General features: G+C 29.9%; 11 protein-coding genes. 7 read left to right on the plus strand and 4 right to left on the minus strand.

Features of this window, described 5'->3' with window-relative positions:
• The first annotated feature begins 68 nt into the window (after nucleotides 1–68).
• Nucleotides 69–3,743, plus strand: coding sequence for a reprolysin-like metallopeptidase (locus H3Z83_RS04750; protein WP_182124310.1), 3,675 nt, complete (start codon nucleotides 69–71; stop codon nucleotides 3,741–3,743).
• Between the two features lie 68 nt (nucleotides 3,744–3,811).
• Here the strand turns inward: H3Z83_RS04750 and H3Z83_RS04755 are convergent, their stop codons facing one another.
• The 3 genes from H3Z83_RS04755 to H3Z83_RS04765 all read right to left on the minus strand — a co-directional run bounded on the left by H3Z83_RS04755 (nucleotide 3,812) and on the right by H3Z83_RS04765 (nucleotide 8,379).
• Nucleotides 3,812–6,580, minus strand: coding sequence for a TonB-dependent receptor (locus H3Z83_RS04755; RefSeq protein ID WP_182124311.1), 2,769 nt, complete (start codon nucleotides 6,578–6,580; stop codon nucleotides 3,812–3,814).
• A gap of 36 nt (nucleotides 6,581–6,616) precedes the next feature.
• Entirely contained in the window at nucleotides 6,617–7,471 is an 855-nt protein-coding gene (locus H3Z83_RS04760) for a GLPGLI family protein (protein ID WP_182124312.1), read from the minus strand.
• Nucleotides 7,472–7,548: 77 nt separating this feature from the next.
• Nucleotides 7,549–8,379 (minus strand): GLPGLI family protein, encoded by an 831-nt coding sequence (locus H3Z83_RS04765; RefSeq protein WP_182124313.1) that lies wholly within the window; start codon nucleotides 8,377–8,379, stop codon nucleotides 7,549–7,551.
• 122 nt (nucleotides 8,380–8,501) lie between these two features.
• On the opposite strand from H3Z83_RS04765, the gene H3Z83_RS04770 reads away from it, so the two are divergent.
• From H3Z83_RS04770 to H3Z83_RS04780, 3 genes are all read left to right on the plus strand, one after another.
• Entirely contained in the window at nucleotides 8,502–10,049 is a 1,548-nt protein-coding gene (locus tag H3Z83_RS04770; protein ID WP_182124314.1) for a sensor histidine kinase, read from the plus strand.
• Nucleotides 10,042–10,722: a response regulator transcription factor gene (locus H3Z83_RS04775; RefSeq protein WP_182124315.1), complete on the plus strand. Its 681-nt coding sequence runs from the start codon at nucleotides 10,042–10,044 to the stop codon at nucleotides 10,720–10,722. The genes H3Z83_RS04770 and H3Z83_RS04775 overlap by 8 nt, the downstream gene beginning before the upstream one ends.
• Nucleotides 10,723–10,802: 80 nt before the next feature.
• Entirely contained in the window at nucleotides 10,803–11,417 is a 615-nt protein-coding gene (locus H3Z83_RS04780; protein WP_182124316.1) for a deoxynucleoside kinase, read from the plus strand.
• On the opposite strand, the gene H3Z83_RS04785 is transcribed toward H3Z83_RS04780, so the two are convergent.
• Nucleotides 11,409–12,143, minus strand: coding sequence for a TrmH family RNA methyltransferase (locus H3Z83_RS04785; protein ID WP_182124317.1), 735 nt, complete (start codon nucleotides 12,141–12,143; stop codon nucleotides 11,409–11,411). The two genes, H3Z83_RS04780 and H3Z83_RS04785, sit on opposite strands and share 9 nt — an antisense overlap.
• 72 nt (nucleotides 12,144–12,215) lie before the next feature.
• On the opposite strand from H3Z83_RS04785, the gene tamL reads away from it, so the two are divergent.
• From tamL to accD, 3 genes are all read left to right on the plus strand, one after another.
• Nucleotides 12,216–14,669 (plus strand): translocation and assembly module lipoprotein TamL, encoded by a 2,454-nt coding sequence (gene tamL, locus H3Z83_RS04790; RefSeq protein WP_182124318.1) that lies wholly within the window; start codon nucleotides 12,216–12,218, stop codon nucleotides 14,667–14,669.
• A 101-nt stretch (nucleotides 14,670–14,770) separates the two neighbouring features.
• Complete coding sequence (gene fbaA, locus H3Z83_RS04795) at nucleotides 14,771–15,838, plus strand: class II fructose-bisphosphate aldolase (protein WP_182124319.1); 1,068 nt, start codon at nucleotides 14,771–14,773, stop codon at nucleotides 15,836–15,838.
• Nucleotides 15,839–15,998: 160 nt separating this feature from the next.
• Nucleotides 15,999–16,856, plus strand: coding sequence for an acetyl-CoA carboxylase, carboxyltransferase subunit beta (accD, locus tag H3Z83_RS04800; RefSeq protein ID WP_182124320.1), 858 nt, complete (start codon nucleotides 15,999–16,001; stop codon nucleotides 16,854–16,856).
• The last annotated feature ends 121 nt before the right edge of the window (nucleotides 16,857–16,977 follow it).

Consider the following 16,977-nt stretch of genomic DNA (forward strand, 5'->3'; position numbering starts at 1 on the left):
TTCATCCCCCAAAGGTAGGGAAAATTAACCTTAAAGTGTTATAATTTATATAACTACCCAAGACAATTATGATTAAAAAACAAGCCCTTTTAGTATTTATCATTTCTTTTTTTTCAATAAGTAATTTATGCTCCCAACACTTGTGGAAAAAAACAGAAAAACAAAATTTTCTATTTAAGCAAAGTGAGATTTTACACATTAAAAACTTTCCTAAAAAGTATTCTTTAGTAGACTTAGAATTAAGTAGCTTAAAAAATCACTTACAAAGATCTAATTCATCAATAATTGAATTACCAAATTCCGATGGTAAATTGCAAAAGTTTCAAATAAAAGAAACCTCAAATTTAGCTCCTGAATTAGCCGCTAAATTTCCTTCAATAAAATCTTACACAGCACAAGGTATTGATGATCCAGCAGCTGTTGCAAAAATCAGTACAGGAACCGATGGCTTTCATGCAGTTATTTTTTCAGGTAATAAAGGTACAGTTTATATAGATCCATATTCAAAAGACAGAAAAAAGTATATCGTTTACAATAGAAAAAACTTAGAAGAGAAAGAAGATGAATTTACTTGTGGAGTTAAAGAAATAGCACAGAAAAGATTTCTTTCAAATAACCAGCAAAGAAATGTAAGTGATGGTAAGCTTAGAACCTATAGAATTGCAATTGTTTGTAGTGGTGAATATGCAAACTTTCATTTAAATAGACAAGGAATTTCTGCTTCAGCATCTGAAGCTGATAAGAAAACTGCAGTTTTATCTGCAATGAATAGCTCTATGACAAGAATTAATGGTGTTTATGAAAAAGACTTAGGTGTTAAAATGGTTATTGTAGCTAATAATGATAAAGTTATTTTCTTAAATAAAGACACAGATAACATTACTGATGGTGATGCAGGAACTATGATTGATGAAGTGCAAACTATTTGTGACAATCAAATAGGTGTAGCTAATTATGACATAGGTCATATTTTTAGTATTGGGGGAAGTGGACTTGCTGGATTAGGCGTTGTTTGTGTGGAAGGACAAAAAGCAAAAGGAGTAACTGGTATTTCATCTCCAATAGGTGATCCATATGACATTGATTATGTAGCTCATGAAATTGGCCATCAATTTGGTGCCAATCATACTCAAAATAACGATTGTAATAGAAATGGAGGTACTGCAGTAGAGCCTGGTAGCGCATCAACTATTATGGGATATGCAGGTATTTGTTCACCTAATGTTCAAAATAACAGTCATGACAACTTTCATGCAGTTAGTATTGCTGAAATGTGGAATCATATGCAAAACGCAGGAAACTGTGCCGTAAAAACTGATATTGGAAACACAGCTCCAACAGCAAATGCAGGTAGTGATGTTAGTATACCTAAATCTACTCCTTTTGTCTTAAAAGGACAGGCTACCGACGCACAAGGGTTAGCTAGCTTAACATATAATTGGGAACAAATTGATCCAGAAATAGCTTCTATGCCTCCTACGTCAACAAATACAGCTGGGCCAATGTTTAGAGCCCTACCTTCTAAAACTACTCCAAACAGATATATGCCAGCATTAGCTACAGTAATTGGAGGTAGTACATCTTCTACCTGGGAAGTAGTTCCTTCTGTTAGTCGAACTATGAATTTCGCATTTACAGTTAGAGATAATCATGCTGGAGGAGGTAATACCGCAAGAGATGATATAAAAGTTACCGTAACAAACGCTGATCCTTTTACAGTTACAGCTCCCAACACAAGTGTTTCTTGGGGTTCTGGATCAACTCAAACAATTACTTGGAATAAAGGAACAACTGACCAAGATCCAATTAACTGTACTAAAGTAAATATTAAACTATCTATTGATGGAGGTTTAACTTTCCCTATTTTAATAAAAGAAAATACTGCTAACGATGGAACAGAAGAAATAACGATTCCAAATAATCCTAGTGCAAATGCTAGAATAATGGTTGAAGCTGCTGATAACATCTTTTATAACATTAACAATTCTAATTTTACTATTTTTCCAGCAACACCAGATTTTAATATTACCAATAACACAGGTAACCTTTCTATATGTAACAAAGCTGTAAACCAACAAGTTTTTAAAATTGACTACAAAGCTTTATTTGGTTTTAATGAAAATACAACATTAGCAGTTTCAGGAGCACCTACAGGTTCTTCTCCTACTCTTTCTCAATCAAGTATTAGTACGAATGACATAGTTGACTTGACACTTTCAAATTTAAATAATGTTAGTATAGGTGATTATACAATTAAAGTTACTGCAACATCTGCTTCAGTTAGTAAATCAATTGATATTCTTTTCAATGTTAATGATAACCTATGTAATTCTTCTGGAAATACAAGCTCGCAAATAAGCACCACGTTAGTTAATTTTGGTAACATTAACAATACATCCACTAAAACAAACGGTTATTCTGATTTTAAATCGATTTCTTCAGAAGTTATTAAAGGAGACAAGTATCTTTTAAAAGCTAATGTGAATACTGACGGCAATAACTCAACTAAAACTTATGCTTGGATAGACTGGAACCAAAACTGCTTATTCGATGCCAACGAAAAATACGATTTAGGAGAAGCTGCAAATACATCTGGAGCTACTAACAATAGTGGATTAGAAGTAACGATACCTAATGATGCTTTAATAGGAAGTACAATTTTAAGAGTTACTACAAAACTTGCTAGTGATGGAGATCCAAATTCTTGTGAATTAAACTTTAATGGAGAAGTTGAAGATTATACAATTACAATTACTCCTAGTTTTACATTAACAAATAAAACTGGAAGTTTATCTATTTGTAACAAAGCTGTCTCTGAAGTTGAATATATGTTGGATTTCTCAGTATTTAATGATTTTAATGAAGATGTTGCGCTGTCAATTACTGATGCTCCTGCAAATGCGACCACAGAATTAAGTATTAATTCAATAAATACTAGCAACGTATTTACATTAACGGTTTCGAATTTAAGTAATGTAGCTGTTAGCGATTACACAATTAAAGTTACAGGAGCGTCAACATCTATGACAAAATCAGTTGATTTAATTCTTAGTGTAAATGACAATCATTGTAAATCATCAGGTAATTTAGATTCTCAAATTAGTATTACCAACGTAAAATTTGGGGAAATTGATAACTCATCAACAAAAACTAATGGATATTCAGATTTCAAATCAATTTCTACAGGAGTTGTAAGGGGCGAATCTTATGATTTATCAGTAACTATTAATAAAGATGGTAACGATGATGTAAAAACACATGGATGGATTGACTGGAACGAAAATTGTTTATTTGACGATAATGAAGGGTTTGATTTAACATCAAATAATTTTGATATTGTAATACCAGAAGATGCTATTCTAGGTAATAAAACTCTTAGAATATCTACTAAACTAAAAACTGCTCCAAATTCTTGTGAATTAGATTTTGATGGTGAAGTTGAAGACTACACTATTAATGTTGAAGAAAGCTTTGCTACTGATGCAACATTATTTGATGATTTAAAGATATATCCAGTACCATCTGATGGTAATATAACGGTGAATTTTAAAGTAAAGGTTAAAGATTTAACTATTGTTAGATTATTTGATTTAAGAGGACAATTATTAGATACTCAAAGTTTTTCTACAGTATCAAGTTCTTTTAACAAAGAAATTCAGTTTAAAAGACCAAGTGGAGGAATCTACTTATTACAAGTAGAAAATGATGGTAAAATTGAAACTAGAAAAGTGATTTTTAGATAAACACAAATATTATATCACAAAAAAAGCGAGCTAATTAGCTCGCTTTTTTATTTAATCAATTCAAAATATTATAAATTATACTTAACGCTAAAAACAGCTATTCTTGGCTGAATAACATAAGTAGAGTTACTAACTAAAATATCGTTACTACTATTTTGATTCAAACCTGTCGTGTTTAATAAATTAGTTACTCCTACTTTATATTCCCATTTACTATCTTTTTTCTGATACGTTAAATCTGCTCGTAAAAAACCATAACTATCAATTGAAGTTCCATTATTCACAACATTGTTATACGTATACTTAGACGTAAATATAAACTCCTTTAAAAAGTAAGCATCAAAATTAATATAAGGACTGTGTGTTGTAAATGTATTTTCGACTCCGCCAATATCAGATTTATTTATCGACACGTTATATCCTAAATCAAAATTTGGAGCTTCTTTAAAATTGGTGCTAAATTTTGTTCTATAAGTTTGTGTAAACATCTTAGACAACCTGTTTGACGAAACATTCGTTTGCCTATCTGTAATTAAACTATTCGATTTTGAATATGATACGTTTCCACCAAAACTATACTTAAACTTTCTATGGCTTTTTTGAAAATTTGCTCTAGCTGAAATAACCTCATCTGGAAACGCAGAATTAATAGAAGTTCTAACTTGGTTAACTCCTAAAAACTGAGTATTACTTTTAATTACATCCTTTCTTTTACTATAATCTACCGAACCAAAAATATTGGTATAGTTAAACATATTGAAACTGAAATAATTTAAACTTACATTATGATATAATGAATTTTCTAACTCTCTATTTCCTGAATACAAACTGTTGTAATTATTAAAAACATAGCCTTCTGCTAACTTAGCTACATCAGTAAAACTTGTTTGCATTCGATAATTTAAACGCAAAGTTTCAGATTTTTTTAAATTAATTTTTATCGAGGCATCTGGTAAAAGTTGAGTAAAATTATTTTTTACTTCAGACCCTAACTGCGTATTCTTAGAAACATAATTATGTAACGTAAAACCTTGGTTGAAAGTAAATATTCCAGTAATAAACTTATAATGTAAACCTGTATATAAATCGTTAAAAGAAAAATCTACATCGTTAATTGTATTAGTAGCTGAAATTTGTGTTTTATTTCCATTTAAAACTTCAAATATTTCGGAATTAAATCGTTGATTACTCAATGTAGAGCCCAATGTTATATTTAAATTACTCTTACTATTTATTACATAATAGTAATCTAACTTAGCATCAAATTTATTTGTTTTAATTCTTTTGTTTTGACTTACATCAAACGGATTCGCTAACTCATTTAATCCAATTAAATTATAAAATGACAATTTTTCAAGTTCAGCATTATAAAACGGATCTTCATCTTGCCATAAATGTTGCGCTTCAAAAGCAAAAATGTTTTTATCGTTTAACGTATAATAATAATTTAAGTTTTGATTAATAGAAAACGGATTTTGTTCAGACATTTGATTAATAGGAACAATCTCATCATCAGCATTTAAATATGTTCTTGTTGATAATGTATTTTGTAGTTGTTTTTGGTTTGATACTTTCGCAAAAATATCATAGTCGAATTGATTATTAGTGTTTGGTTTATAGCTCGAACTCAATTTAAACAAACCTAAATCACTTTTCTGATTCGTTAAATTTTGAGTCTCTTCAGTATCAATAACTTTAAATGAATTTGGATTGTTAGGGTCGTAAGTTGGCAAACTAGCCTGATTTATATTAGCGTTTGAGTAAAGACTGTTTGTACTCTCTTCCATATCTGTATTATTACCTGAATAGATTGCGAAACCACTAATATCCCAAGTTTTTTTAGGTGAATAACTAAAGTTTACAGCTCCAAATTTTGACTCAATTTCTTTGGCTCTATTGTTCTTTAGTGTTAAAAATGAAATATCATTTGAACCAACATTAAAATCGGTACCATTACTACTGCCAACTCCTCTAAACCCTCCAGTAAACTTAAAGTAATCGCGCATGGTAAAAGGTACTTCACCAATATTATTTATATCAGTAATAATATTCACACTATATTTTGGGCTATAATAAAACAGTTTTGGATGGGCTATATACCTACTATCGTTCATTCCAATACCCAAACCAGCTGTCACTTCTCCAAACCAAAAGTTTTTCTTCCCTTCTTTTAATCTTATATTGATAACAACATTATCTTCATTATCAGTAACACGACTCATCTGCCCAACTTCGCTATGGTTTTTTAATACTTGAACTTTATCTATCGCATCTGCAGGAATATTTTTTGTTGCGATTTTAGAATCTCCATCAAAGAAGTCTTTTCCTTCAACCATAACTTTTTTTACAGTCTTTCCTTCTACCTCAATCTCTCCATCATCATTTACCTCAACACCAGGTAATTTATCTAAAACATCTCCAAGTTTTTTTTCTGTTCCAGTTTTAAAACTATCAGCGTCATAAACAATAGTATCGCCTTTTACAGTCACTGGCATTTTGTAGGTAATATTAACTTCATCTAGAGTATCATCTCCTTTTAAACTAATATCTTTTACTACATCAACCTCGTTCATTTTAATTGTAGTATCAGAGGTTTTCATTCCGATATAACTTGTTTTAACAGTGTAGGTAGTATTCTTTTTAAGGTTTAATTTATAATTTCCTTTTACATCTGTAAATCCATAGGAATCTAACTTTTTAGTATCTTTATTTATAGCAATTACATTTGCCATTTCTAGCGGATTTCCAATACTATCTTTAACCACCCCTTTTAGTGTAATTTGAGCATTAGACATCCATGTAGCCATACAAATGACTACGAGTAGTATTTTTTTCATTGTGTAAGTTTTTCTTTTATTTAAGTAGGCTATTCTTTAATGAAATCCACGTCTTCCTCCATTACCTCCTCGTCTATTTCTAAACATTTCTCTCATTTCTTCCATCTTCTTTTTCATGATTTTTGTATACTCAGCTCTTGTTACCTCTTTTCCTTTTGTTGGTTCTTTTATTTCAATTTTCTCAGACGGATTCATTGTTATTTCTGAGCATAGAATAGTCGTTCGTCCTTCATTAATTTCTAAAATTAAACCAGGTAATCCCCAATAATTTCCTGGACCATTACTAACGGGTATTTGTGGAGTATACCAAGCTGTAACTACAACTTCTTTTGGCAACTCTATTTCTTTAGTTATTTTTTGAGTTTTAGTAGAGTCTTTCTTTTTATCATCACCTCTTCTCCCACGCATATTCCTCCAATCTAAAGCATCAGTTTTCTTTATTAAACTTGCTTTAAAACAAGTGTAATTTCCTATTTGCTTAGTCTCACTTCCTAGTTTCCAATTAGGTTTTTCGACAGATTCTGTAATCAAAAACTTTTTTCCAAAAGACTCAGTAGATTCAAAAAATTTTCCTTCTTTGATGTTTTTATACTTAGTACCTCCTCCAAAACCACCAAATCGAAATCCTCTTCCAGCTCTTGGTGCTGCTAATTTTGCTTCTTCTTTATAAACAGATTCTTCTTTAGTAAAACTTAAAACATATGTTTTCTCTAACATGTTTTTCATTCTATCTTTAATCTGTTTTTTTCTTTCTTCAGACATTTGACGACCATTAAATCGATCCATATCAAATGTAGTTTTAGATTGATAGACTGCTTTTCCTTGAAAATTAGCTTGAGCAAATAGCGTGATTGAAAGACACAGAAATAACCCTGTAAATAACTGTTTCATAATTAAACCTTTATTTTTTTTATAAAAAAACTCTTGTTAATTGAAGTTAGACTTATAAAAAAGCTAAAGGTTTAATCTTATCCTTGAATTTCTATACTAAAAGAATTTCCGTCTTTACTTTTTCTTTTACTTCTAAAACGTTCCATCATTTCTTTTGAATGCTTATCCATAATTTCATCAAATTCTTCTTGATTAACTTTTTTTCCTTTTTTAGGAACTTTAATCTCAACTTTATCGGATGGATTCATAACAATTTCAGAACAAGCAATGGTTAATTTACCATCTTGGATTTCTAAAATTAAACCTGGTAATCCCCAAAATTCTCCTGGACCATTACTAACTGGAATTTGCGGTGTATACCAAGCTGTGGTAGTTACCGTTACTTTTTCTTTTTTCTCTTCTGGCTTGCCATCAGTTACACTCATGCTAGTTCTTGTCTCTTCTCTGCTTCTAGTAGCTTTATAGCAAGTGTAATTCCCTATATTTTTAGTTTCACTCGTCATCTCCCAACCATAGTCTTCTAGCTTATCTTTTATTAAAAAGCGCTTTCCACTAATTTCAGTCTTGTTTAAATACTCTTTATCTGATATATTTTTATACAAAACATCAGTTCCGCCACCGTTTCCAGCAATTACTACTTGAACACCTCCCATACTTGCTTGTGGTGCAGATAGTTTTTTATTCTGAGTATATACAGATTCTGATTTGTTAAAATTCAAAGTATATGTTTGTTGAAACTGTTTTTTTAATTGTTCTTGAATTTGTTTTTGCATCGCTGAATTCTCTCCATCTACTTTCATTTTAAAATCTACTTTTCTAAAAGTTTTATAAGTGGCTTTTCCTTGAAAATTTTGTGCTGAAACAATTACCGTAATACACAATGCAATTAATGTGAATATTTTTTTCATAATTAAATTATTTTGAATTTATCTATCACAAATATGCGATTGAGCATCTACTTTTAAAGTTAATGAGTGTTAACGACTGTTAAGCGGCTTTTTTATTAATGTTAACTACCTATATTTGAAGTATGAATACAAAAAAACACAATTGGATTCTTTATTTAATATCTGCAACTATAATAGCTACAGTTGCTATTCAGTTTTATTGGAACTATAAAAACTATGAACAAAATAAACAACGAGTTATCAATGAAATTCAAATTAGTTTAGATAATAGTATTGAAATTTATTATGCAGATTTATCAAAGCAAAACTTTTTTGCAATTGTTGAAGAAAGCACCACTAAACTAGATAATAAAAAGGATACCGTAAGTTTTCAAATCACTTCTCTTTCTCTTGATATTGATCATGTAAATCAAAAAAAAGAAGAATCTCTTTTAATTGACTCTATTTTTAAAAACGCAGAAAAAAGTTTTAAATTAAAGTATCATGATTCAGTTCCAAAAGAGTACTCAAATACAAGAAAGATTACTCAGTTTTCTAAAGATGGAAAAAGGGGAATCACTATGAATAGGTCAGGAGATATTTCTAAAGTGAAAGTTTTTAAAGGAAGGAAAGCTAATGATAGTTTAAAACTAATAAACAGTTTAAATACTATTTGGATTTCATTACAAAATGACACTATTAATTACAAAGAAGTTGATTCTATTTTTACCGAGGAACTAAAAAACAAAGGAATTACTGCCCGATATTCTTTTAAGCATTTTAAAAATGATTCATTGTTCTTTGACAATAGCGACAACAAACAAAAAGCCTTTTTAAAAGCTGAAGCAAAATCTACATACTTTAAACCTAACGAAAAATTTCTATTAAACTACAGTAACCCAACATATGAAGCTTTAAAAAGAAGTTCAACCGGTATTTTATTATCGCTTTTATTATCACTTGCTGTAATAACAAGTTTATTCTATTTATTAAAAATCATCAATAAACAAAAAGAGTTAGCAGAAATCAAAAACGATTTAATCAGTAATATTACTCACGAGTTCAAAACTCCAATTACCACAGTTTCTACAGCTATTGAAGCTATCGATAATTTTAATATGATCGATGATAAAGAGAAAACGAAAAAATACCTTTCTATCTCAACTATTCAGTTAAAAAAATTGCATCAGATGGTGGAGAAACTACTAGAAACTGCAACTCTTGATAGCGAGAAATTAATGCTAAAAAAAGAATCTGTAGATTTAATTGGCTTCGTAGATAAAATTGTGCAAAAACATCAATTAATTACACCTGAAAAAAAGATTCAATTTTCTACAAATATTTCTGAAATAACAACCGAAATAGATACTTTTCATTTTGAAAATTCTATTTCAAACTTAATTGATAATGCAATTAAATATGGAGGGGATAACATTCAGGTTAACATAAACGCTGTTCTTAATACCTTAGAAATTTCAGTTGCTGATAATGGGGTTGGAATAGACAAAAATCAACAAGAAAAAATATTTGATAAATTTTATAGAGTTCCAAAAGGAAATACTCACGATGTAAAAGGGTTTGGCATCGGTTTATATTACACTAAGAAAATAATTGAAAAACATAATGGTTTCATATCATTAACATCTATTCCAAAACAAACGGTTTTTAAAATTACATTGCCAAATGACTAAGAAAATAAAATTATTATTAGCCGAAGACGAACCAAGTTTAGGGCAAATTGTGAAAGAAAGCTTAGAAACAAGAAACTTCGAAGTATTTCATGCTGAGAATGGTGAAGAAGCCTTAGAGATTTATCAAAAAGAACAACCAGAAGTTTTAGTACTAGATGTAATGATGCCTAAAAAAGATGGATTTACGTTAGCTAAGGAAATTAGAGAAGAAAACAATGGCATACCTATCATTTTCTTAACAGCAAAATCTCAAACAAAAGATGTTTTAGAAGGTTTTAAACATGGAGGTAATGACTATTTAAAGAAGCCTTTTTCTATGGAAGAGTTAATTGTACGAATCCATGCTCTTTTAAATAGAATTAACTTAAAAAAAGATAATTCTAAAATAAATATTGGCGAGTTCAATTTTAACTACACTAAACAACTACTAACTCATAAAGAGCAATCGGAGCCATTAACTCATAGAGAATCTGAATTACTATTCCACCTTTCTCAAAAGAAAAATGAAATACTAGACAGAGCTTTTGTTTTAAAAAAATTGTGGGGAGATGATGATTTTTTTAATGCCAGAAGCATGGATGTATTTATTTCTAAACTTAGAAAAAAGCTAAAAAAAGATACAAATGTGCAAATAATCAATGTTCGAGGTTATGGTTATAAATTGATTTGTTAAAATCTTTTGTAATCCTTTTTTTTATGTAATTTTACGACTTCAAACTGGTACCACCAGAGATTTAAAATCACACGAAAACTATGCACGTAGCCATTGCCGGAAACATCGGAGCAGGAAAAACAACCTTAACTAAATTATTAGCAAAACATTATAATTGGGAACCTCATTTTGAGTCGGTTGATGAAAATCCGTATTTAGATGATTTTTATGGTGAAATGGAACGTTGGTCATTTAACCTACAAGTGTTTTTCTTAAACAGTCGTTTTCGTCAAGTTTTAGAACTAAGAAAATCTGGAAAAAAGATAATTCAAGATCGTACAATTTACGAAGATGCTCATATTTTCGCTCCCAACCTTCATGCAATGGGATTAATGACAAATAGAGATTTTAGCAATTATTCTTCTTTATTTGAATTAATGGAAAACTTAGTTACGCCACCAGATTTATTAATTTATTTACGCGCTGATATTTCTACGTTAGTAGGTCAAATTCACAAGCGTGGAAGAGAATACGAAAACTCAATTAGTATTGATTATTTAAGCAGACTAAACGAACGTTATGAAGCTTTCATTTCTCAATACACTAAAGGAAAATTATTAATTATTGATGTTGATAATTTAGACTTCGTTGAAAATCAAGAAGACTTAGGTTACATCATTGATAGAATTGATGCTCAGATAAACGGATTATTTTAACCCTCTCTTAAACTCGCTCAATAAAATAGCTGTAGCAGTAGCTACATTTAAACTTTCGGTTTGTTGAATATCTCCAAACCTGGGGATCGTTAATTTATGCTTTACAATTCCTGATATTTCTTTTGAAATTCCATTCGCTTCGTTACCCATTACTAAAACTGCTTTTTGAGGCAATGAAGATGTGTATACATTAGTTCCATTCATATCAGCAGTATAAACAGGTAAATCAGTCGTTTTTAAAAACTCAGGTAAATCAACATACGAAATATTAACCCTTGTTAATGACCCCATGGTTGATTGTACTACTTTTTGATTATAACAATCAACTGTATTCTTAGAACAAACCAACTGAGTTACGCCAAACCAATCGCATAAACGAATAATTGTTCCTAAATTACCTGGATCATTTACTTCATCTAAAGCAACAATAAATCCACTTACTTTTAATTTTTTTCTTTCTGGAATTTTAAATAACCCTAAAACTTTATTCGGATTTTTTAACGTGCTAATTTTTTTTAACTCATTATCTGAAACAACTGTGAAATCAACTTCCTTAGAAACACTAAAATCTTCATTTGTAGAAAAAACATGAAATGCTTCAATTGATGAATTTAATAATTCGTTTACAACTTTTATTCCTTCAGCTACAAATAAATTATGCTTCTCTCTATACTTTTTTCGCTGTAAACTTGTTATTAATTTCAGGTTGTTTTTAGATAAACTCATTAAATCTTTTTTAACACTTTAAAACCACTAAAAAATAGTATTTTTGGTATTTAAATACGAGGCGTAAAGTTAATGAAAAAACTTTCTTTTTTCTTTTTATTAGTAGTCTTATTCAGTTCTTGTAGCACAATAAAATACGTTAAAGAAAACGAGTTGTTGCTAGCAAAAAACACTGTTTTTGTAGATAGCACAAAAAACAATAGCGAAAACATTACTGAATTATTGATGCAACGTCCTAACGCCAAGGCTTTAGGCATGCCGCTTTCATTACATTTTTATAACCTTGGTAATCCTAACGGTCCGAAAACTCCAAGCCTATGGGGTAAAAAACATCCAAGAACATACAACTTTTTTAAAGATGTGTTTTCTGAAAAACAAAGTATTTCAGTCGCAAAAACATTTATAAGTTTTAATAATTGGTTTTTAAAAAGCGGACAAGCACCAATTATTATTGATGATAGAAAAACAAAACGAACAGTTAATAATTTAACTACTTATTTTCAAAACGAAGGGTACTTTAGAGCAAAAGTATCATCGAAAAAAGATACTATTAGCAATAAAAAAGGAACTATTTCTTACAATATATTAAAAGGAAACCCTTCGTTTTTAGATTCAATTAGCACTAGTATTTCTTCTACTGTATTAGATTCAATTTATCAAAAAGAAAAAGAAAAAAGCTTTTTAAAAACTAAAGATCAATATAAAGTTGGACGCTTTATTAATGAAGCTAACAGAATTGTTAAACTTTTCAGAAACAAAGGGGTTTATCATTTTAATGAAAACTATATTTCTTTTGAAATCGATACACTTAATAACTACGAAAAAACGAATGTAGATATTGAAATTTCTGATAGAGTGATTCCTTTTCAAATTCAAAAAATAAAAAAGGTTAATGTATATACCGATTATACATATAACAAAAAAGACGAAATTCATAACGATTCTGTTAATTACAAAGAGCTAAACTTTTTTGCTCATAATAAGTTAAAATATAATCCAAAATACTTATCGCAATCCGTTTTTATAAAACCTAATTCTGTATACAGTGACTCTTTAACCGACTTAACAAGAGTTCATTTAAGAGATTTGAAAAATTTTAAGTCAACTTCAATTAGATATAATGAAATTAGCAAGAATGAACTAGAGGCAAATATTTTTTTAACTCCAATTGAGAAATATACTTTAGGAATAGATACAGAGCTTTCACGTTCTAATATTCGAAATTTTGATGTCTCTTTAAAATTTTCATTAATCAACAGAAATACTTTTAAAGGTTCTGAAATATTCAAGCTCTCAACATTTGGTTCATATTTTAATTCAAATAACGGCCCTGGTTGGGAATTAGGAGGTGATATTTCAATGGAAGTTCCACGTTTTATGGCTCCTTTTGGTCTTCACAAGTTTGTACCTAAAAGTATGTTTCCTAAAACAAAATTTTATACTGGTTTAGGTATTCAAAAAAATATTGGTTTAGATAAACAAAATGTTTCTATAGGAGTTGATTACAAATGGAATTACAACAAAAAGAAATCAATTCAATTAGAATTATTAAACGCTCAATATATTAGAAATTTAAATGTTGATAATTATTTCAATGTATATTCTTCAGAGTATTCAAAAATATTGGATGTAGCAGCAGCTTATGACCCAAATTTTATGCTACCAAGTAACACTCCTGGTAATTCAACTGACATTTTACAGTTTATAAGAAGTGTATCTTTGAGTAGTAACTTTGCTACTTCAAACCCAACGGAGTACCAAGATAATCTTAACATACTCAACCGATATAATATTATTACTTCCGATTTTTTAATTCCTGAAATCGCTTATAGTTTTACCTACAACAACCAAGAAAACATTAAAGACCATAGTTTTTCTTTTTTTAAAATTAGACTTGCAAACTCTGGTAATATTATGGGAGTTTTATCGAAACAAGAAAGTTTAAGAGGCCAAAAAACTGTTTTACAAATACCTATTGCTCAATATTTCAAAACAGACATCGAGTATAAAAAATATTGGGATTTAGGAAGTAACACTATACTAGCTCACAGAACATTTTTAGGCGCGATTATTACTTATAACAAATCAGATGTACCTTTTTCTAGAAGTTATTTTGCTGGTGGATCAAACGACATTAGAGCTTGGAGAACTTACGATTTAGGCCCTGGTACAAGGCGACCTGGATTAGAATACAACATTGGTAGTTTAAAGTTCTTAACTAGTTTTGAATACCGTTTTGATGTACTAGGCGCTTTAAAAGGTGCTTTATTTACTGATGCTGGTAATATTTGGGACATCACAAATTCTATTTTCATTGATGATGCTGCGAAGTTTGATAGTGCCAAATCACTTACAGATATAGCAATTGGCTCAGGATTTGGACTTCGTTACGATTTTAAATTTTTAATTGCTAGATTAGATTTAGGTTTTAAAGTTCACGAGCCATATTTAACAGACAATCGATGGTTTAGAAACTTCAACTTCTCTAACTCTGTACTAAATATTGGTATTAACTACCCTTTTTAATTTATTTATAGCAATAACCTTATGGTTATTTTTAATATAAATAGATTGATTTTTTCTTACTTTTGACACACAATTGTAATACAACTAAAAACCATTTTTTAATGTCTCATAATATAAAACCTGGTGTTGCTACAGGAAAAGAAGTACAAGCAATATTTAATTTAGCAAAAGAAAAAGGCTTTGCTTTACCTGCTGTAAACGTTGTTGGATCAAATACTATTAATACGGTATTAGAAACTGCCAAAGAATTAAACTCTCCAGTTATTATTCAATTTTCAAATGGAGGAGCACAATTTAATGCAGGAAAAGGATTATCAAACGAAAATCAAAAATCTGCTATTGCTGGTGCAGTTGCTGGTGCTAAACACATCCATTTATTAGCTGAGGCATATGGAGTTCCTGTAATTCTTCATACCGATCATGCTGCTAAGAAATTATTACCTTGGATTGATGGTTTATTGGACGCTAGTGAGCAGTTTTATAAAGAAACTGGAAAATCACTTTACAGTTCTCACATGATTGATTTAAGTGAAGAACCTCTTGAAGAAAATATCGAGATTTGTAAAGAATACTTAGCTCGTATGAGTAAAATGGGAATGACTTTAGAAATTGAATTAGGAATTACAGGCGGTGAAGAAGATGGAGTTGATAATTCTGATGTTGATGTTTCAAAATTATATACACAACCAGAAGAGGTTGCTTATGCATACGAAGAGTTAATGAAAGTTTCTCCTCAGTTTACTATTGCTGCTGCTTTTGGTAATGTACATGGAGTATACAAACCTGGAAATGTAAAATTAACTCCAAAAATTTTAAAGAACTCTCAAGAATATATTTCAGAAAAATATAATGTTCCTCATAATACAATCGATTTTGTTTTCCATGGTGGATCTGGTTCTACATTAGAAGAAATTAGAGAATCTATCGGGTATGGAGTTATTAAAATGAATATTGATACTGATTTACAATATGCCTTTACAGAAGGTATTCGTGATTATATGGATGCTAAGAAAGATTATGTAGCTAGTCAAATTGGTAATCCTGAAGGAGATGATGTTCCTAATAAAAAATATTACGATCCACGTAAATGGTTACGCGAAGGTGAGCAAACATTTAAAACTCGTTTAAAGAAAGCTTTTGAAGATTTAAATAACGTAGACACGTTATAAAAACCTCACAATTAACAACCTAAAGCATCTAGATTTCTCTAGGTGCTTTTTTTATGCCTCAAAAAAGTAAAGTTCATAAAAATCTTTTACATTTGTAGCCGACTCTTTTTTCATTATATTTAGAGTTAATTACAAACAAACAACAAAACATAAACTAACTATGGCTTGGTTTAAGCGTAAAGACAAAGGGATTCAAACCCCAACCGAAGAAAAGAAAGACACTCCTAAAGGCTTGTGGTATAAAACCCCAAGTGGAAAAATAATTGATACAGACGAATTAAAAAAGAATTTATACGTAAGTCCAGAAGACGGATATCACGTACGTATAGGTAGTAATGAATATTTTGAATTATTTTTTGATGATAATAAATTCGAAGAATTAAATTCAAAATTAACTGCCAAAGATCCTTTAAAGTTCGAGGATACTAAAAAATATCCAGATCGTTTAAAAGCTGCACAAAAGAAAACAGGATTAAAAGATGCTGTTCGTACTGCTGTTGGTAAATCTCAAGGAAAAGATATTGTTATCGCTTCTATGGATTTTGCTTTTATCGGAGGATCAATGGGCTCTGTAGTAGGAGAAAAAATAGCAAGAGCTATTGATTATGCGATTCAACATCAATTACCATTTTTAATGATTTCTAAATCAGGTGGTGCTCGTATGATGGAAGCTTCATTATCATTAATGCAGTTAGTAAAAACATCTGCAAAATTAGCGCAGTTAGCTGACGCTAAAATCCCATACATTTCATTATGTACTGATCCAACAACTGGAGGAACAACTGCTTCATTTGCAATGTTAGGTGATATTAATATTGCTGAACCAAATGCATTAATTGCTTTTGCTGGTCCTCGTGTTGTTAAAGATACAACTGGTAAAGAATTACCAGAAGGTTTCCAACGTTCTGAGTTTGTTTTAGAACACGGATTCTTAGATGGTATTTACGAACGTAAAAACTTAAAAAAACAAGTAAACTTATACATTGATTTAATTCAAAATCAACCTGTAAGAGCATAAAACTTAAAACCAGCAAATTGCTGGTTTTTTTATGCATTCTTCTTTTTACCAATCTAAAAAATAATTGTACATTTGCTGCTTCAATGTAAAAGCATTGTGTACATTAAAATCATTTAAACAA

The organism is Tenacibaculum pelagium (assembly GCF_014062345.1).
GTDB lineage: Bacteria > Bacteroidota > Bacteroidia > Flavobacteriales > Flavobacteriaceae > Polaribacter > Polaribacter pelagius.